This window comes from Kutzneria viridogrisea DSM 43870 (genome assembly GCF_000525635.1).
In the GTDB taxonomy this organism is placed as follows: domain Bacteria; phylum Actinomycetota; class Actinomycetes; order Mycobacteriales; family Pseudonocardiaceae; genus Kutzneria; species Kutzneria viridogrisea.
Map to the genome: position 1 here is coordinate 8,618,969 of NZ_CP007155.1, position 19,275 is coordinate 8,638,243.

General features: G+C 64.6%; 11 protein-coding genes and 2 pseudogenes. 10 read left to right on the plus strand and 3 right to left on the minus strand.

Translation table 11 applies throughout. The annotated features are described in order from the left end of the window. Positions 1-207 precede the first annotated feature (207 nt). The 6 genes from KALB_RS37550 (at position 208) to KALB_RS37575 (ending at position 8,327) form a co-directional block, all read left to right on the plus strand. Entirely contained in the window at positions 208-1,713 is a 1,506-nt protein-coding gene (locus tag KALB_RS37550; RefSeq protein WP_025360828.1) for an ATP-binding protein, read from the plus strand. Beyond that, positions 1,710-2,708 (plus strand): PD-(D/E)XK motif protein, encoded by a 999-nt coding sequence (locus KALB_RS37555; protein WP_025360829.1) that lies wholly within the window; start codon positions 1,710-1,712, stop codon positions 2,706-2,708. The genes KALB_RS37550 and KALB_RS37555 overlap by 4 nt, the downstream gene beginning before the upstream one ends. After that, positions 2,705-5,572 carry a Z1 domain-containing protein gene (locus KALB_RS37560; protein ID WP_025360830.1) on the plus strand — a complete coding sequence of 956 codons (2,868 nt, stop codon included), beginning with the start codon at positions 2,705-2,707 and terminating at the stop codon, positions 5,570-5,572. Before KALB_RS37555 ends, KALB_RS37560 begins: the two co-directional genes overlap by 4 nt. Positions 5,573-5,652: 80 nt before the next feature. Continuing rightward, the gene (locus KALB_RS37565; protein WP_081789708.1) at positions 5,653-6,960 is read left to right on the plus strand and encodes a DNA cytosine methyltransferase; all 1,308 of its coding nucleotides are present in this window, start codon (positions 5,653-5,655) and stop codon (positions 6,958-6,960) included. A 140-nt stretch (positions 6,961-7,100) separates the two neighbouring features. Beyond that, on the plus strand, positions 7,101-7,691 hold the full coding sequence (locus tag KALB_RS49660; RefSeq protein WP_420811815.1) for a very short patch repair endonuclease: 591 nt from the start codon (positions 7,101-7,103) through the stop codon (positions 7,689-7,691). Between the two features lie 30 nt (positions 7,692-7,721). Continuing rightward, a complete protein-coding gene (locus tag KALB_RS37575; protein ID WP_025360833.1) occupies positions 7,722-8,327 on the plus strand; it encodes a hypothetical protein in 606 nt (201 codons plus the stop codon). A gap of 146 nt (positions 8,328-8,473) precedes the next feature. Here the strand turns inward: KALB_RS37575 and KALB_RS50355 are convergent. Beyond that, positions 8,474-9,639, minus strand: a pseudogene (locus KALB_RS50355) (IS30 family transposase). 824 nt (positions 9,640-10,463) lie between these two features. On the opposite strand from KALB_RS50355, the pseudogene KALB_RS46045 reads away from it, so the two are divergent. Further along, a pseudogene (locus KALB_RS46045) lies at positions 10,464-11,277 on the plus strand (IS5 family transposase). An 814-nt stretch (positions 11,278-12,091) separates the two neighbouring features. On the opposite strand, the gene KALB_RS37590 reads toward KALB_RS46045, so the two are convergent. Both KALB_RS37590 and KALB_RS37595 read right to left on the minus strand, forming a co-directional pair. Continuing rightward, a complete protein-coding gene (locus KALB_RS37590; RefSeq protein ID WP_025360835.1) occupies positions 12,092-13,225 on the minus strand; it encodes an XRE family transcriptional regulator in 1,134 nt (377 codons plus the stop codon). Then, positions 13,222-13,983, minus strand: a complete 762-nt coding sequence (locus KALB_RS37595) for a hypothetical protein (protein ID WP_025360836.1) — start codon at positions 13,981-13,983, stop codon at positions 13,222-13,224. Before KALB_RS37595 ends, KALB_RS37590 begins: the two co-directional genes overlap by 4 nt. A gap of 238 nt (positions 13,984-14,221) precedes the next feature. Between KALB_RS37595 and KALB_RS37600 the strand changes: the two genes are divergently transcribed. The 3 genes from KALB_RS37600 (at position 14,222) to KALB_RS47245 (ending at position 19,271) form a co-directional block, all read left to right on the plus strand. After that, entirely contained in the window at positions 14,222-15,991 is a 1,770-nt protein-coding gene (locus tag KALB_RS37600; protein WP_338033828.1) for a DNA/RNA helicase domain-containing protein, read from the plus strand. 44 nt (positions 15,992-16,035) lie between these two features. Continuing rightward, positions 16,036-16,815, plus strand: coding sequence for a transposase (locus KALB_RS37605; RefSeq protein WP_081789710.1), 780 nt, complete (start codon positions 16,036-16,038; stop codon positions 16,813-16,815). A 1,271-nt stretch (positions 16,816-18,086) separates the two neighbouring features. Then, a complete protein-coding gene (locus KALB_RS47245) occupies positions 18,087-19,271 on the plus strand; it encodes a tetratricopeptide repeat protein (protein ID WP_148309808.1) in 1,185 nt (394 codons plus the stop codon). Positions 19,272-19,275 lie beyond the last annotated feature (4 nt).

Sequence of the window (19,275 nt, forward strand, 5' to 3'; positions counted from 1 at the left end):
TTCAAGGGCGCGCTGCTGCATCACTGACCTCAGCGACTTTGCGTTCGGAGGATGCCAGATCGAGCTAGCATCGTTTGGGTCGGTCCGTAACGCTAGACCGACCGTCGGATATACCAAGACCGTAGCGGCGCACGCGATCGACCTTGAGCTCGACCCAGAGCACCGATCGACGCCTCGCAGATTCGGACCTGGAGTGGGGGCCAAGCCGTGCTTGAGTGGAGTCAGGACATTCCAACCGACGGCAGCGTCGAACTGCCGCCTGACCCGCGAGCACTCGAAGCCCTGGGCCGGAACCACTCCTTGGAGACAGCCCTCGCCGATCTCGTCGATAACGCCATCGACGCGACGGCGACTCACGTGTTGATCCGGATCGTCCGGGCAGGTGGCCGTCTGCGCTCGCTGTACGTCGTCGACAACGGCTGGGGCATGTCTCCGAACAAGATCGACGCGGCGATGACGGTCGGGGGTCGCCGCGAGTACCAGACCGGCGACCTCGGCCACTTCGGGCTTGGTTTGAAAGCCGCGTCGTTCAGCCAGGCCCGTAGCCTCACGGTGATGTCTCGAGCCAGCGGCTACGATGTGGTTGGGCGACGGTGGCGCCCTGATCAGGCGACTAAACGCGGGTTCGAATGCGAAAAGGTGGCTTCTGAGTTTGCCGCCGCAGAGTTCGACCGGGATTGGCACATCCCAATGTCCGGCAGCGGCACGGTAATTCGCTGGGACGACGTCGTGGCGTTCCCGGCGTCAGACGACAGGAAGCGGGTGGAGACCTTCGTCGACAAGGCCATCACGACTGCGTGCCAGCACCTCGGCATGGTTTTCCACAGGTTCCTCGAGGACGGGCGACTGACCATTGAAATCGAGGTTCAGGACATCGACGCCTCCTTCATCAGCTCACCCGTTCCGGTGACACCCCTAAACCCGTTCGGATACTCGCGATCGGGCCGAACAGACTTCCCCAAGGAGCTGACGGCGAAGGCCGGCGACTACGAGCTGACGTTCCGCTGCCACATCTGGTCAGGACGGTCGAACACGCCACAGTTCCGACTGTCCGGCACCCCATCCAGCCATCAGGGACTATTCTTCTATCGCCGCGACCGTCTGTTGCAAGCCGGCGGATGGGAAGGTATACACGCTTCCGACAGGCGACTCCAACTCGCGAGGGTCGAAGTCAACATCGATGGTGATGTCACCGGGCTCTTTCAGATGAACCCGGAGAAGTCCCGCGTTCAAGTCGGCCCTGAGTTCGCGAGACTCGCCGCTGCGGCGACTGCGGCTGACGGGACCACTCTCGATAGCTACCTCGACACCGCCGAGCAGGTCTATCGGACATCTCAAGCCCGTACCGCCAAGCGCACACCTATGATCCATCCCGGTACGGGTCTTCCGCCACGTGTCCGCTCCACGATCGAGAAGGAGATCCCTGGGATCCGCGGTGAGAAGCCGATCGAGATCAAGTGGATCGATTTCACCGACGACACGTTCTTCAAGGTGGACCGGGAGTCCAGCACTCTGTGGCTCAACAGGCGGTACCGGCAGATGCTGCTCGGCGGCAAACACGCCGGACTGAACGACGTGCCGCTGATCAAATCGCTCCTCTACCTTCTCGTTGCGAATGTTTTCGAGGGCGAGTACCTCGGGCCTAGGGACAAGGACAACATCGAGCTTTGGCAGAAGATCCTGACGACCGCAGTACAGGCGGAGCGACAGTGACAGCCAGCGCTGCTGTCACGAAGCGCCACGCATCGGTCGAGAGCTTCGACAAGTATCTCGCCACCGGCGGTAACGCCGTCATCCCCATTCAGGGCGCGCCGCGCTCGTTCATCTTCATCCACGCGGCGAAGCCAGAGCTCGGGCTTCGCATCGAGGTCCACGTCAAGACCGAAGCGCCGGAAACGGGGCTGCGCAACATCATTTCCCGGATCGCGACGCGGGACGGCGTCCGGTATCTCGAGGTCGTGGTCACCGTCCCCGCGTTGTTCCGCGACGCGTACCCGGTTCTCTGTTCAATGGCCGACCGCGTTCAGGTAGCCGGCATGTCGCCGGGGGATGCGTTGAGGGCGACATTGGAGAAGATGACGTCCCTGCTGCGCACCCCAGAGACGATGTCCAGGGAGCGCGAAGTCGGCCTGTTCGGCGAGCTGCTGGTGATGGCCACGCTCGTTCGGGTACTAGGAGCCAGAAAAGCGATCCAGGCCTGGCGCGGTGGTCAAGCAGAAGAACACGACTTCGGGCTCGCCGAGCTCGACATCGAGGTCAAGACGACGACCAGTGAGCACCGTACCCACTGGATCGAATCCTTGACTCAGCTCATGCCCACCCAAGATCGGCCTTTGTGGCTGGTGAGTCACCAGATCACCAATGCGGGAAACGCGGGCCGCACACTGCCGGAGGTAGTTGACAGCGTCCGGGCAGCCGTCGGTTCATCCACCGCCGCCGGCAAGTTCGAGGAGGCGCTAGCGGCGTCCGGATGGTCCGACGAGTACCGGGATCGACTGGGCACCCGCTGGACACCGCGTTCGGACAGCGCTGCTTACCTCGTCACGGATCAATTCCCCAAGCTGACTCCAGACTCCCTCCGATCGAACGTGTTCGGGCTCGATCGGATCGTCGACGTCCGATACCGTATCAGCCTGGACGGGCTGAACAGCTCGCCGGACCTGCCCAAGATCATCGCGACCGCCATCGCGCGTGAAGGACCGACATGACCAACCCTATCGTCTTGGCCTACACCAACGCGTTGCGCGCGATGGAGGGTGGCGCACCGAAGAATCTCATCCGGCGCGCTCTCCTGGAAGCCGAGGAGATCGACCCGAATCTCGACGCCTCAGAGGAAAAGCTTCGTGAGCACATCGCTGGAAGCGAAGTCAACGACAGGCTGCACCTTGACCTCCATCTGGCGTTGATCAAATGGGACAACGCCTCGGTGGCGGGAAACGAGTGGACCAACGGTACTCAGCCGAACACGGACGAGCGCCGATCGCTTGTAATCAAGGCACTTGGACTCGACGACTCGACCAAGGACGTCTTTGACAAGCAGTTCCCGCCCTCCGGCGGCGACAACACGACCGTCATCGCCGGCCCGTGGGATCCGTGGTATACGCCGGAAGTCAAGCAGCAGCGGGACTTCTACTGGCGTGACTACCTCGAGTACCTCCGAACGCAACGTGGCTGGGACGCGGAAGCGCTCGACAATTTGGACACAGCGACGACCCATGTCGTCGAGCGGCTGATCAATCCTTCACGAAAGGAAGCCGGACAGACCAAGGGATTGGTGGTCGGCTACGTTCAGAGCGGTAAGACGGCCAACTTCACCGGCGTGATCGCCAAAGCCATCGACGCCGGTTACCGCCTAATCATCGTCATGACCGGCACGACGAACCTCCTGCGGGAACAGACACAGCGGCGTCTGGACATGGAGTTGGTCGGTCGCGAGAACATCCTGCGCGGCGCTAACGAGGACGATCCGAGCGCGATCGACCGCGTCGACTACCTCGATGACGAGGACTGGCTCGGGGGCAGGTTTGTGAGCCACGGTGCAAGGCCCTCCGACATCGGACGCCCGGACATCCACCGCATGACCACCCGCAACTTCGACTACCGAAAGCTGCAGCAAGGGTTGCCGGCGTTGGAGTTTGAACGCGAAGACAAGTCACAGCCCTTGTGGCACAAGAACAACCTCTTCACCAGCAACGCTCGGCTAATCATCGTCAAGAAGAACTCGTCCGTGCTGAAGAACCTGGTCAAGGACCTCAAGCACACTGCGGACAAGTTGGAGGACATCCCGGCCCTCATCATCGACGACGAATCGGACCAAGCCTCGGTCAACACCGTCGACCAGCGGAAGTGGCAAGAGCTGTGGGACGAGAACAAGAAGAAACGGACAGCGATCAACCAGCACATTTCTGACCTGCTCGGCATGCTGCCCCGTGTGCAGTATGTCGGCTACACGGCCACACCCTTCGCGAACGTCTTCGTCGATCCTTATGACGCTGAGGACATCTTTCCGAAGGACTACCTCATCTCCCTGCCGCGGCCAGATGGTTACATGGGAGCAGAGGACTTCCACGACCTGGACCGAACCATCCCAGATGAGGAGAAGACGTACGCCAACTCTGGGGAGAAGGCGCACGTCCGACTCGTCGGCAAGGGCGATGAGGAGAAAGAACTGCAGGCAGCGCTCGACTCCTTCGTGCTCGCGGGAGCGATCAAGCTCTACCGGGAAGCACATGGGTGCAAGGAGTTCAGGCACCACACGATGCTCGTTCACGAGACGATGCGGAAGTCCGGCCATAAGGCCAACGCCCAGGACATCCAGGCGATGTGGCAAAGCGCCGGCTACCTGAGCGGTGGTGCTTACAAGCGGTTTCAGGACCTGTTCGTGAACGACTTCAGCCCGGTTTCCGCAGCGCTCAAGCCCGACGTGCCGACACCCAGCTTGTTCGAGGAAGTGGCGAAGTACATCGGCCAGGCGGCGCGCAAGATCGCCCCCAACGCAAACCCGGTACTGGTCGTCAACAGCGAGACGGACATCGAACAAGAGGATCTCGACTTCGACAAACGGCCCGTTTGGCGAGTCCTCATTGGTGGCAACAAGCTCGCACGAGGATTCACCGTCGAGGGACTTACGGTGACCTACTACTCCCGCGGCGTTGGCCACGCCGAGGCGTTGATGCAGATGGGTCGCTGGTTCGGATTCCGGCCCGGATACCGCGACCTGGTCCGACTCTTCGTCACGAAGAAGGTGCGGGACGCGTTTGAGGCCGCGTGTCGTGATGAAGAACACTTCCGCAAAGAGCTTCGCCAGTACGCCGACATGGCCGATGGGCGGCCGACCATCACCCCAGAGCATGTCCAGCCACTGGTGATGAGGCACGGTCTGCGGCCAACGGCACCAAACAAGATGTACAACGCAGAGCTGGTCCAGAAGCGAACCAAGACGAAGGAGCCCAGCTCCGGCTACCCGAGCCTCGATGATCAGGATGCGCTTGACCAGAACATCGACGCGTGCGTGCCGCTGCTCAAGGCAGCCGCGACATTGACCACACTGCGCGCCGGGACCCGCAGCTTCGACGCGCTGACCGGCACCGTCTCGCACCAGGTGATGGTCAATGTCCTCCGCAGCCTCACATGGGCAACACCTGACACCTTCGCACCGGATCTCGCGTGGATCGCGACCTTGTCCGATGAGGTCATCGACCACTGGGACGTCATGCTGCCGCAGCGAAAGACTCGGAAGCCCATGAACATCAGGGGTGTCGGCATGTTCACCGTCCACGGCCGGAAGGTCGAGCACGACATCAGCATCCGCGGAAACTCCGAGAGCCTTCACCGCCAGGCGATCGACGAGCTCCCCGGAAGGACCGCGAGGTCCGGCTGCGTAATCCTTTATCCGGTCATGAGCAACGACGACTTGAAGAAGAACGACATCGCGGACGACGGCTACCCGAAGCGACTCGTGATGGCGCTCATGCTCCAGCTTCCTGACGCCGCCATCCCCGATGACCACCGACCGCTCGTCTACCGTGTGAAATCGCCGGACAAGCCGCATTACGCGATCGTCGACAGGTGAGTGGGATCCCCCGCGCGGCAAGCAAGACACGAGCCGACAGCCTCCGAAATCCGCCGCATCCGGCACGGTAGGATCCGACCATGCCGGACGAGCGGACGCCGATGCGACGCAAGTCGGTCGAACTGTTCGCTGGTGGCGGTGGCCTGGCCATGGCCGTACACCGCGCGGGCTTCCGACCGCTCTTGCTCAACGAGTACGTCAAGCATGCTTGCGACACCCTCGAGGCGAACGGGGCAGTCCCGCGCGGCGAAGAGGAACGGATCCCGGGGGAAGACGAACCCTGGCCGCTGGTCCAGGGGGACGTGCGGGACCTGAAAATGGGTTACCTACAGGGCGAAGTCGACCTCTTGGCGGGCGGACCACCCTGTCAGCCGTTCAGTCTCGGCGGCGTCGCGAAGGGCGACGAGGACAAGCGCAACATGTTCCCAGAGATGTTCCGAGCCATCCGGGAGATCCAGCCGAAGGCTGTCATCTGCGAGAACGTCCGCGGCTTGCTGCGCCCCTCCTTCAAGCCCTACTTCGACTACATCCTCCGTGAACTGGAGTTCCCGTTCGAGGAGCGAGACCCAGAAGCCAGCTGGCTGCAGCACGACGCGATCCTCAAGGCCAAGCAAGAGCAAACCAAGGCGGCGTCGCACGAGCGGTACCGGGTGTACAAGTTCGAGGTCAACGCCGCCGACTATGGCGTTCCGCAGATCCGGAACCGAGTGATCATCGTCGCCTTCCGGGGGGATCTCGACATCGACGAGACGATCCTGCGGGACGCAGTCAAGGCAACCCATTCCGAACGCGCGTTGCGTCAGTCGCTGATCAGCGGGGAGTACTGGGCTCGTCACCCGAAGGTCGCCAAGCACGTGCGCGATCACGTGATGGCCGGGTTGCAGGACGAGATCCCGCTCGGCGACGAGGAGAGCGAGTTCAAGCCGTGGCGTACTTTGCGCGACGCCATCGCCGGGCTGGACAACGACGAGAAGCCGTTGCCGGCGGTTTCCTGGGATCGACTGGACCGCGTGCAATATGACGACATGCCGATCGATCACGTCGGCTGGCCTGATGGGCGGATCTACCCAGGCCACACACCCAACCTGCTCGACCGTCCCGCGAAGACTGTGAAAGCGGGCGTCCACGGCGTGCCTGGGGGCGAGTCCGTCATGCTGACCGACACCCGCATCACGGGCCCGCGTCCTCCGTCGGGGTTGCGCTACCGACACAGGTACATGACGGTCCGAGAAGCGGCCAGGGTCATGACCTTTCCGGACAGCTGGAAGCTAAGCGGACCACGAGGAGAGAAGATGCGTCAGCTCGGCAACGCGGTGCCGGTGTTGCTCGGCGAGGTCTTCGCCGATGCGGTGGCGAAGGTGTTGGACGACGTCGAGAATCGCGCGTGACTGTTCCTCCCGCACAAGCCTGGAAGCCTCGAGCAGGTAGGTCGAGGGCGGCGGTCAAGTCCGAACAGGACAAGGCAGCCGGCGGTCACCACAGGCGTGCGGTACGGCTTGAGACCGGAGGAACCGCAGTCGGTTCAATCGTGCTGAAACCCTTAACACGTGACAACAAAGTCCACGCGTACCTGAGGTGGACCGTTGGTGGCCAGCCGGTCAGCCGATCGCTGGGGCCGGTCACGAACACCACCAGAGCCGCCAACCTGGCAGGCGGCTGGAATCTTGCTCGGTCCCAGGGGCTTGTTCACGACCAGGCGCTACCGCCCGAGTCTTGGGCATCATCCGCCGAGGTACGGGCGTCGATGCGAGGCAACCGCAGCCGCGACACCACGCCCGAGCGCCAGCTTCGGGCGCTCCTTCACGCTCGTGGTCTGCGCTATCGCGTATCGGTGCGACCTGTGCCGACACTGCGACGTACCGCCGACATCGTTTTCCCGAAGGCTCGGGTCGCGGTCTTCGTCGACGGCTGCTACTGGCACGGGTGTCCAGAGCACTATCGCCCGGCGACGAAGAACTCGGAGTTCTGGCGAACGAAAATCTCGGAGAACCGGCAACGCGACGCCGAGACCAACCAGGCGCTCGCTACCCATGGCTGGACCGTCGTCCGCTGCTGGGAGCACGAGGATCCGGTGTCTGCCGCCGATCGCGTCGCGAGCGTGCTCAGCGAAGCGCTCTGAGATCGCGCAGACCTGGGTAAGGTCAGCTTCATGCCCGAAATACCCGTGCCCCAGGAAATCCGGGAGTCCGTGCTCCGCGAGCTCTACAGGCAGGCGGACTCACTCGATTGGGAAGACGTCCCCGTCCGGCAGAAGACCACGCATTACCGGCACTGGGTGGAGGATCCCTCGATCGGCGGCAAGTTGGCTGACTACTACACCGCTGAGGGAATGCGTGTCTGGCTCAAGGACGGCCCACTCAAGGAGTACGCGCGGGCGCTAGAAAACTTCGGGCCGTACGCCAAGTACGCGAGCAGGCGGCTCGCACCCCCGAGCGAATTCATCACGGAGATTCTCGGCAACTCCTGGACAGTGTTGTCCGAAAGCATAAGAGAGAAGCCGATGCACTGCCTGATCACGGACGGTCGCGAACGCCGATACGTCTGTTGGGGACGACCTCGAACCTTCAGGGACCTGCTGTGGGCGGCGGTGAACAAAGCCGTAGGCTCGACCTCCCGGCCGTTGATCGTAGCCTACCTGACGGATGGGAAAACGGTGAGCGACAGCCAAAAGAGCTTGCATCAGAAGATCGCCGCGCATTGCGAACTTGACCTCGCCTACGTGTATCGGCGCTGGGAGGACACCCCCGCGAGCTGAAGCTCAGTCTTGCCAGCCAGCAAGCGGATCACGACTCCGCGAGCTCATAGCCGACGCCCACGCCAGGAACTCGACTGGGTCCTCTGTGGCGTCGGCAGCTCATGACAAGGCGGATTCCAGCGGTCGTCGTAACGCGGCCTCGTCCATCATGCCAGAGCAGCGTGAAACACCTCCGCCGGCGTCCGCCACCCCAACGTCTTCCGGGCCTGCGGTTGAGCCGGCCCGCGACCGCGCGCAGGTCCGCTTCTGTGTGAACCGACAGGTCGAAGTACTGACGCAGCAAGCCATTCGTGTTCTCATTCGTGCCGCGCTGCCACGGGCTTGCCGGGTGGGCGAAGTACACGCTGTCACGCAGCAGCGGGGCGATCTCGTCGTGGTAGGCCATCTCCGATCCCTGGTCCCAAGTCAGCGTCAACCGTGCGGCCGCCGGCAGGTGCCGCCGGCAGGTCGCCCAGCACTCCGACCAACGCATCGCGGAGGGACTCCGCAGTGCGGTTGATCGGGAGATGAACGAGCATCAGGTAGCGGCTGGCCCGGTCCACGAGGGTGGCGATGGCGGACTGGCTTCCACTGCCGAGGATGAAGTCGCCTTCCCGGTCCCCGATCCGGGAACGGTCCAGGACGACGGCGGGCGGTGGTCGATGAGTTGGGTCGACGCGATGAACCGGCTACGCCGCTGGTCGGGGCGACGGCGCCGTTTGCGTAGGGGACGCCTGGTGCGCAGCCGTCGTGTCAGCTGGCGGCTCAACCCGCCGCGGCCGCCGTGGTAGAGCGCTTAATAGATCGTTTCGTGGCAGAGATGCCAGCTGAGGTGGTCGTGGAACTCGGTGCGCAGCCATGCGGCGATCTGTTCTGGGCTCCACTCCAGCTCCAGCTTGGCCTGCACGAGTTCGCGTAGGTCCGTGTCGGTGATCAGTCGACTGCGGCGTGGCCGGCGCGCGCGTTGCCGTGCTCGCGCGTGGGCCAGGTCGCCGTCGTAGCAGCGGTCGCGGGAGAGCATGTTGCGGTTGAGTTCGCGGCTGACCGTGGATGGCGACCGGCCAAGGAGACGGGCGATCGCCCGAGGGCCCAAGCTGTCGCGTCGTAGGGTGGCGATTCGCTGTCGTTCCAGCAGGGATAGGTACCGGCCGGATCGGGCGTCCTCGGCTACTCGTGCTGGCGGTAACCCGCCGTTCTCCGCTCGCCACTGGTAGCCGGTCTTGCGGCCGATGCCTACGATCTTGCGTGCCTCGACGGTGCCCACGCCGGACATGATCAACTGCCAGTACTCCGACTCGAGCTCCGGCCGTCGCTTTCGACCTCGTCTCGCCATCAACACGCCCTTCATGATCAGGAGTGTTGCGACAAGCACTAGAACCTAAGAGTCCGCCCGGTGTCAAGATCAGCGAACCGTTGACAACTCCGATCAAGTGACCGACGGTGTTCAACTATCAGCCGTCCCCTCACCGAACCGCTGATCGAAGCTGTTCCCATCTGTTGTGTGCCTTGCCGGGGGCACTTCAGCATCTACACAAGCGCCCGTAACCACCTTGGTTACGGGCGCTTGTGTGGTCGGGCCTACATCAACAATCTCGTCGATGCGGCCGGCGGGGAGCTTGATGGTGATGGTCACCAGGTCGCTGTCCGGCCGCATGGGGATGGCGAGTTGGGTGGTCTCGAACAGCTTCCGGAGCAGTTGCCCCGGGGGCCTTGACCCGGTTGAATACCAGCATGGGTAGCGCGTCGAGCAGTGCGATGTCCTGGGCGACAGGTCAGACCGGCTCGGCTTCATCGAACTGGTCGAGTAGTGCGAGAGCAGCATTCTTCTCGGCTTCGAGTTCGTTGAACTTGCGTCGCAGCGTCTTGGTGAATGGGCGTCCGGATCGCCGTCCTGCGCTTGCCGAAGGATCGAGTTCTGCCGCCGGTCAATATCCGCCGGCACCCGTTGCAGCCGTTCTCTCTCGGTCGCCCACCCCATGCTGCCCGGTCGTCCAGTCCGGCGAGATCAGCGGCCAGTAGCTCGCGGCACTGGGGCCTGAACACGCGATCCGCGAAGAACCAGGAGGTTGCATCGAGCAGAGCGTCCTCACGAAGATAGACCGCCTTCGGGTGCCTTTCGAAATGCGTGTTGGTGGGTTGCTGTGATGATGATGGGTCGTGGTGGACAAACTCCCGCAGCGGCTGGTGCCCGACGAGTTGTGGACGCTGGCCCAGCCATGGATCCGCTCATTCACCACCCACCCGCAGGGTGGCGGTACGGCACCGGTGGATGACTGCGTGGTGTTCACCGCGATCGTGTTCGTGCTGACCAGCGGCTGTGCCTGGCGGGATCTGCCGCCCCCGTTCGGGGGCACCGTCCCGACCGCGCACCGCCGGTTCACCGACTGGACCACGGCCAGACTGAGGCGACGCCCGCACCGCGCGAGCCTGACGAACTGGGCAGCCAAGGCCTGGTCGACTGGTCACGGGCAGTGCTGGACGCGGCCTCGGTGCGGGCGAAAAAAGGCGCGATGACCGGGCCCAGCCCGGTCGACCGGGGCACACCGGGCTCGAAGATCCACGCCCTGTCCGACTGCGGTGGCCTGCCGCTGGCCGCGGGGGTCTCCACGGCCAACACCAACGATCATGAAGTCCTCACACCGTTGGTCAAGGCTATCCTCCGATCCGCTCGCGCCGGGGACCGCGCCGCGCTCGGCCTGCCAAGCCGCACGCTGACACGGCATATGACCTCGCCGACCGGCGCGCCTGGCTTCGTGTCCGGCGCATCCTCCCGCGCATCGCCCGCAAGTTCATCGAGTCCAGCGAGAAACTCAACAGCTACCGGTGGGCCATCGAGTGGTCGATCGCCTGGCTGGTCGGCTACCGCCGCCTGACCATCCGCTACGAGCACAAAGCCAACCACTGCTGCGCTTTCCTCACCCTGGCCGTAGCCTTGACCTTCCACAAAATGCTGACCAAGAACACCACATGAGACAGGCTCTTACCTCGACGATTTAGCTTAATTTTTCCATAGGCGCGAATCATCAACTAACTCCAGACGTTCCCCTGCATGAATGTAGCAAGCGTCGCGCCAGGGACGCACATTCCGAGCAAGCCTTTCTTCTGTTTCAGACATGGTTCCACCCATCGGCGATCTCGAGTATCCAGTCAGTCGGAAGCCAGCCCACGGACGGTCTCGAACAGCCACCACAGCAACCTCTCTAGTGCGTCGGTCATATTCAGCGCGAGGAACGCGGTAAAATGCCTGTCGTGCTCGGATGCGCCGGTTCGACTCATCCAATTGTGCAATGCAAGCCGCCGCCGCGATCTTTTCGGTGTACAGTTCGCATTCAACCCCTGTGCTGCCCGCTTGCCAATTGCGATCCACTCCCTGCTGAGGTGGCGTCCGATGGAGTGGGCGATCTGGCGTTGGTGGGGCTATAGGTTCTGTTTCTCCTTCGCCCGTCTGGTGGCCACCAACCATTCCGTATCCGGGATACCGGACACGGTCGCGACGTCACTGTGGATCGCGCTGTCAGCCGATTCGCTGCTTGTGGCCGCGGCGGCTGTGTCAACGCCAGCCTGCTGGGCGGTGCCCAGACAAGACTCTCGATCTTGTTCCAGCACCCGGGTCGCTCGGCCTACCAGCCGACGTTGGCACCTCGTTCAGGACTGATAACCAGTTGACGAACGGGTACACGCAGGTCGCTGTTCGCGCCAGATTCGAGGTCGACAGGCCACCCTCAGCGTGGCGGCACGAGTCGCCACCCGGAGTCGGACAACCCAAGCCGGCCAGGGCAAGGCGCTCAGTCCGAGCTCCTCAGCAGCGACATGACCGGACTACCCGCAGGCTGCCGGAGCGCAGTCACCTCAGGCAGGCGGGACACGACCGTGCGGAACAGCCCCAGCGGGGCCTGGCACTCGGCGGCGAGCGCCCGCTCGTCTACGTCGGCCTGATCGGTGAGCAGCTCGACGGCCTTGGGTAGCAGCGAAGGCTGCTCGAGCAGCGGCCGGGGACCGGGTTCCCGCCTGCGCCAACCACGGCTGGTGACGGTGGTCATGGCGTTGCGGTAGGTGGCGTCACTCATCACCCGCAGTGTTCTGGCCCGGTACAGCAACGCCTGAAGGCTCACGTTCCAGTGCTGCTTGAGCTCGCCGAGCCGACGCCAGTCGGCCCGATTCGGCAACTGGTCAACGATGTCCTCCGTCGGCATGAGAAATTCGGCGGCGAACCGATTGGCATGGTCCTCAACGGTCCGCCCGCCGGGCTCGGCGTCGACGTGCATGACCAGGTGCCCCAGCTCGTGAGCGACGTCGAACCGCTGCCGGTAGTAGTCGTCCTTCATCGGATTGAGCAGCATCACCGGCCGCTGCGGCGTGTCGAACGAGTACGCGTCGACGGTGGCGTTGCCCATCGGGCTGAACACGACGAGGCAGCCACGATTCTCGACCAGTCGGACAAGATGGCCGACAGGCCCCTTCGGCAGGTCCCAGCGCCGGCGGACCAGTGCGGCGGCCTCCTCGGGCAGCCGGCCGACGGCGTCGACCGGAACCGGGCAGCTCGGCAGGTCCCGGACCGGGAACTCGACATGTCGCTCGATTACGGTGGAGATGTCAACGGCAAGCCTGCCGTAGGCAGCCGCCTGGTCGCGGGAGATCTGACTGGTCGAGCGGAGCGAACGGAAGTGCGGGGTGGTGGCCACGACCATCGTGCGCGGCCGTGCCGTGAAGAAAGCCGGCTCGACCTCGAGGGCGAGTGACAGCGCCGCGATCGTCGCGGGGGCGGGCTTCTTCAACCCGCTCTCGTACGCGGCGACTGCGGTCGGTGTTTTGCCGATCAACCCGGCGAGGGCGTTCTTGCGCAACCCGGCGAGCTGACGGGCAAGTGTCAGACGGTCACCGTCGAAGAACACGGCGACATCATCGAGCCGATCACTCATGCCTCACCAATAGCACGAGGTAGATGCCGCTGTGCGCCCGGGACATCCGTGTCGTCCGGGACCGGGTCGACCGGCAGCACGCTGGTTGACGGCGGCGGCACGGACAGGTCGTGCCGCCACACCCACGGGTCGGCCTTGTCGAAGTTCCACCGGCTACGGCCGAGGAACAGTTGCGTCTCGCCGGTCTCCAGATCCATGGCGTGTGCCAGGACGAGTGTGCGGCGCAACAGCCGCTCGGCGTCCTCAAGACTCTCCAACGGTGGCAGGTCCGGCAGGTCCGCGAGGGAGAAGAGGCCGTCGTCGCCACCGGCGGACGGCTGGCGGGCGACCATCCCCTTGGTCTCGCTCCGCTGGGGCCATCGGATGTGATCGATCCGGCCGTACTCAAAGGACGCCATCAGCCAGCGCCAGTCGCCGAGCATCCAGCCCGGCGAGTTGTTCAGGTCGGCGTGCACGACCGTGCTCGGCTCGATCACAGGCATGCTCTGGAAGTCGCTGTCCGCGATTCCGTCGGCGAGCACGTCGCGGCCGACGTGGCTCTCCCCCGGTTGAACCGCGAACCGTTCGGCCTGGAAAACCCTGTCCAGCCGGTCGATCAGCAGCTTGTGCGCGGTGATGCCGACCCAGCCCTGGTCATGGCCACCCTGCGGGTTGAAGTCACGCCAGACCTCGCCGTACGCCGACCTGTATGCCCACCGGATCGCCGCGAGCACGCCGGCACGACCGAGAAGCGACACCACCTGCTCACGCTCATCCATGTCAACAAAGCCTACTCCTTGACAGAATTTTCCGTCCGAAAATGAACCCGATAGCGTGTCTCCGCGTGATCGACCGAACCCAGGCACTAGTCTTGTCGACTACACCGACTTGGGGGATCAAGTGGCTCTCGTTCGTGGCAGCGTGTCGGACCTACTCGCAAGATCCGACGCAGGACAACTCATCGAGCACTTGCGGGAACAGGCCAGGTATGCAGGCACGCGCGCAAGCGCCGCCGAGGTGCGTTCCTGGCAAAACAGCCTGCCCGTCCTGTTCCGGGACCTGGTCGACGCCGGTCTCGGCGACGTGGAAGTGCTGTTGGAGCATCAACTTCCGCACAGCAAGATGCGGATCGACGTCGTCCTCTGCGGAATTCACCCGCGAACCGACGAGACCAGCTATGTGTTCGTGGAGCTGAAACAGTGGTCGCGCGCCGAGGCACTGTTGGAGTCCGTGGTCACCGTGCCGGGCCTCGGCAGGAAGCTGCACCCGGCGGAGCAGGTCCGCTGCTACTGCCAGTACTTCCTCGACCACACGCCCGCGCTGGCGGATCGGCCGCGGACCGTGCACGGCATCGCCTACCTCCACAACGCCCGGCGGGCCGACGTCGCCAGCGACCGCATCGACGACTACGGTCGGCTGTTCACATTGGACGAGCGGGCGAAGCTGGTCGACCACCTGCGCTCCGTCCTCGGCGTCGGTTGCAGGCGAGACGTGAACCGGACCGCAGGCGACGACTTCCTGACGTTCGAGCACCGACCGACGAAGGCCTTCCTGAAGCACGTGGCGGCCGAACTCCAGGACCGCAAGCAGTTCGTGCTGCTGGACGATCAGAAGGTTGCCTACGAGATCGTTCTCGACGCCGTGGTCAGGTCGAAGGCAGCGATGACGCGCACCGCAGTGATCGTGATGGGTGGCCCTGGTTCGGGCAAGAGTGTGATCGCGCTGAGCCTGGTCGCCGAGCTCGCCCGGCGCGGAGTCGAGGTCGCCCATGCGACCGGGTCCAAGGCGTTCACCAAGACGATGCGCAAGTACGGTGGCAAGGGCAGCACGCGTCTGCAGGGAACGTTCAAGTACTTCAACTCCTTCATGACCGCCGACCCGTCCTCCCTTCAGGTCCTGGTCTGCGACGAGGCGCATCGCATCCGGGAGAACAGCGTCAGCCGCTTCACGCCCAAGCAGGCCCGGGACCAGGCACGCCGGCAGATCGACGAACTCCTCGCCGTGGCCGCCGTACCGGTGTTCCTACTCGACGAGAACCAGGTCGTCCGGCCTGGCGAGATGGGAACGGAGGCCGACATCGCTGCCGCCGCGGAGGCGGCGGGATGCAAGGTGGAGGTTGTCCGCCTGCACGACCAGTTGCGGTGCGGCGGCTCCGTCTCGTACGACACCTGGGTCGCCCGGCTGCTCGGCCTGGGCGGGGAGGTGGGCCCGCCGATCCCGTGGAGCAAGATCGCGGGGCCGTTGGACGAGGGCATCACCGTGACCTCGGCGCCGTCGCCGGCCCAGCTGGAGAAGTGGGTGCTGGCGCAGCAGGCCGAGGACGGTACTGGCCGTCTCGCGGCCGGGTACTGCTGGAAGTGGAGCAACCCCGTCCAGCCTGAGGGCGAGGCCCCACGGCTGGTGGAGGACGTGGTCATTGGCGACTGGCGGCGGCCGTGGAACGCGAAGGCCGATGCCAAGCCGAAGGTGCCTGACGTGCCGGAGTCCGACTACTGGGCGACCGACGAGCGCGGTTTCGGCCAGGTCGGCTGCATCTACACCGCGCAGGGCTTCGAGTACGACTGGTCCGGCGTGATCTTCGGTCCGGACCTCGTCCGCCGGGACGGCCGCTGGGTCGCGATCCGGGAGCTGTCGAAGGACCCCGACCTGCGCAGGGCGGGCGACCTGCACTTTGCGGCGCTGGTCAAGAACACCTACAAGGTGCTGCTCACCCGGGGCATGCGCGGCACGGCGGTGTGCTCGACGGATCCCGAAACCCAGGCATTCCTGGAGGAGATGGCGTCCTAAAGGTTGTCCCGTAACGCTGTCTCGGCAAGATCGATGATCGTGATGTGGAGCAGGTGATCAGTGCGGACCGGCCGGAGTGGGTGCCGGTGTTCACGGGCGTGTCGGTGCGGGTGTTTCGCAAGCTCGTGCGGATCGTGGCCCGTCGGGGTGGTGAGCAGACCGGCACCGGCCGGCGGTGGGGCTTGTCGCTGGCGGATCGGGTGTTGCTGGTGGCGGTGTACTACCGGACGAATCTAACGTTTCGGCAGGTCGCGCTGTTGTTCGGGATCTCGAAGTCGGCCGCGAACCGCGTGGTGGATCACCTGGCGCCGCTGCTGGCGCTCGCGCCGGTGACCCGCGAGCACGGCCCGGACACCGTGCTGATCGTGGACGGCACGCTGGTGCCCACCCACGACCGCGGCATGTCCGCCTCGTCGAAGAACTACCGCTATTCGGTGACCATGCAGGTCGTCATCGACGCCAATACCCGCCTGGTGGTCGCGGTCGGCGAACCCACGCCGGGCAACCGCAACGACTGCCGCGCCTACACCGACTCCGGCGTCGATGAGCAGTGCCGGGGCGCGAACGTGCTGGCGGACGGCGGCTACCAGGGCAACCCAGGGGTGATCATGCCCTACCGCAGGCCCCGCAAGGGACAACCACCGCTGCCGCAATGGAAAGAAGACCTCAACACCGTCCACAAGAGCGTCCGCGCACGGGTAGAGCACGCCCTGGCACACATGAAGTCCTGGAACATCCTGCGCAACTGCCGCCGCAAACGCGACGGTGTCTGGCACGCCACCCGAGGCATCGCGCAGATGCGCAATCTGTCCATGACGGCCTGAGCGGCCCCCGACAGCAGACAAGGCCGCTGTCACCCATGCCCGCCAACACTCTTGATCAATACGGGACAACCTTTAGCGTCCTGAGTCAGCAGTTTGACGCCAGACCAGGTTGTAGCGGCACCAAGCCCGAAACCGGTGACAGTAAGCTGCCGAGGACGAACTCGCGGCCGTGCCTGACAGGCGAACACCTGCGAGCCGATGGCTGACCGGCCGACCGACAACACACGGGGGACGTGGAGGTAGTCGGCTCCGCACACAACACAGGCCAGGCCGTCGGCCCGTGATGGCGTCAACCCGATAATGATCTTCTCGGCATTCACCGCGTACCACCGCCCGAGCGACGGTGCCGAACGACGTCAACCGTGGCGGAATCCAGCAGTCCACGGCAGGAATGGCTACGCGTGGATGGAATACGGGTCGCACCGGGGGCACTCGTATGACGGAGGCCCTGCTCGCTGCAGGTGAGCAGGGCCTCCGTCATAGTTCGCAAGGAGCCTCGCATCAGGTCAAGCAGGCTTCACGGCCCCCTGCCAACCAGAGGTTCGATCACGCTTGCGACGGAGCCTCGCGCCAGGTCAAGGGGCAACAAAGTCGGGGGGAGTTCGGCAATTCATTCGCTGAAGGCGGACATCGGCACATTGGGCGGGATTTTCCGCCTGACTGGAAGGCGAGCGCTCCACCTGACAGATTGGCGGGGCACGTATTCCCGCGCGGTCGCCTCGGGCTCGGCGGCCACGTCGAGGTCCACACAGGACTTGTTCGCGGCAGGCTGGACGGGGCATCGAAGTTGTTGCGGCAGAACAACTTTGAGCCTGGAGGACAGCCAAGCGGCCCCAAGGTCGCCGAGCGGTCCCTCCACTTCGGACAGGCGGTCACGGGCAGCGGCAAGCATCTCAACATCAGCGCAAAACACAATGCGTAACAACGCCCCCACTTTCCGTCAGAAGTCTGACCACTTGCTCGTGGCGAAGCGAGGACGGTAGACCGGCAGGGCTAGTCTGTCCCCCGAACAACTGCCATGATCAACTAGTGCGACGAGGGAATTGCCCACCACCCGTTCGAGCGAGGCCGTCACTCGATTGGCTGGAGCCGGTAGTTCCGATTCGACGGGGCTGTTCGGGCGGTTGCGCGAGCTCCGATGTTCCGGGATCCGGATCGGTCGCGCATGATGGGACTGCGAGCCACACGAGGGCAGAACTCGGGAGGCATCCTGGGCCGACGTCAGTACGCCGCAGTGTCACGAGGCAGGCCAGGCCGAGGAGCTGTAGCTGGTGAGCGACGAACACGCTGGACGGGACCGCGACCTTCCTGCGCTTGGCCCAGCCGGAGCCAGGGTCGTCGACTGCTTCGCCGCGGCGGACGCGGAGGCCCTGTCGGTCGAACTGCTGGCAGTGATGGCCGATCTCCCCGTTGCCGACGCGAGGACCGCGATCGACGGTCTGCTCGCGGCTGGTTTGCTCATCAGGACAGAGCACGACTGGGTGCGCCCGGCACCGGAATTGGCATCACAATCCGGTCTTGCCCCCCCAGAACGAGTGGACACCCAGAGTCGTCGTCAGTTGGTCACCCACTTGTCGGCTGGTGTTGAGCACGCGACTGCTCTCCTGCAGGAGCAGGGACAGCGCCGGCCCAGATCGACACAGCGACGGACGGGACATCAGTCAATCGACACCAGGGCGGACGCCATCACGTGGTTAGTGACCCACCGTGCGGTTCTGCTGGCCGCACTGGCGGTCGCCGTCCAAGACGGTGACGGCGAGGACGCCATCCGCCTCGCGTCCTGGCTGTGGTCGCTGGTACCGGTGACCCCCGCTCTGCTGAACGACGCGGAATGGCGCGACAGGCTCGCACGCGCGGGCGAGAACGCCGCGATCCACTCACGCAATCCGCATGCGTTGGGATTACTGCTTGACCTCAGCAGCGCGTGCGCAGCCCAGGCAGGCGACTTCGCACGCGCAGAGGAACAGCGGATCCGTTCCACGGCGATTTGGCGCAGGCTGGGGGAACACGACCGGTTAGTCGCAGCCGTGAACGCGCTTGGCGTGGTGTACCGCGATTGGGGACGCCTGCACCGCGCACTGGACGTCTACTTCGAACTGATCGCCGAGTGCCAGCTGCGCAACGACCTCCGCGGACACGCTCACGCTCTGCACGCCGTTGGCCTGACGATGATCACTGCGGGCAGGTCCGACTCCGCGGTCGAGTACCTGCGGCGGGCCGACAGGGCCTTCCGCGCCATGCCCGAGCCCGCACCCGTGGAACACGCTCACGTGGCGGTGGCGCTCGGCAGGATCTACTGGCGCCAGAACCAGTTCAGCCGGGCCAGGCGATGTTTCAGCACGGCGCTGGCGCTGCTCGTCGACGTGGACGACCAGGCGGCAGACCGGGTCCGCGCACTGCTCAGCACCCAGGACGGCCTGCCGCTGCCGAGCTCCGCGGATGGGACAGCGCAGTAACCGG

Coding starts and splice junctions, on each gene's coding strand:
- KALB_RS37590 (WP_025360835.1), bottom strand. CDS start 13,225: ATGAGTGATCGGCTCGATGATGTCGCCGTGTTCTTCGACGGTGACCGT.
- KALB_RS37560 (WP_025360830.1), top strand. CDS start 2,705: ATGACCAACCCTATCGTCTTGGCCTACACCAACGCGTTGCGCGCGATG.
- KALB_RS37565 (WP_081789708.1), top strand. CDS start 5,653: ATGCCGGACGAGCGGACGCCGATGCGACGCAAGTCGGTCGAACTGTTC.
- KALB_RS37595 (WP_025360836.1), bottom strand. CDS start 13,983: ATGGATGAGCGTGAGCAGGTGGTGTCGCTTCTCGGTCGTGCCGGCGTG.
- KALB_RS37575 (WP_025360833.1), top strand. CDS start 7,722: ATGCCCGAAATACCCGTGCCCCAGGAAATCCGGGAGTCCGTGCTCCGC.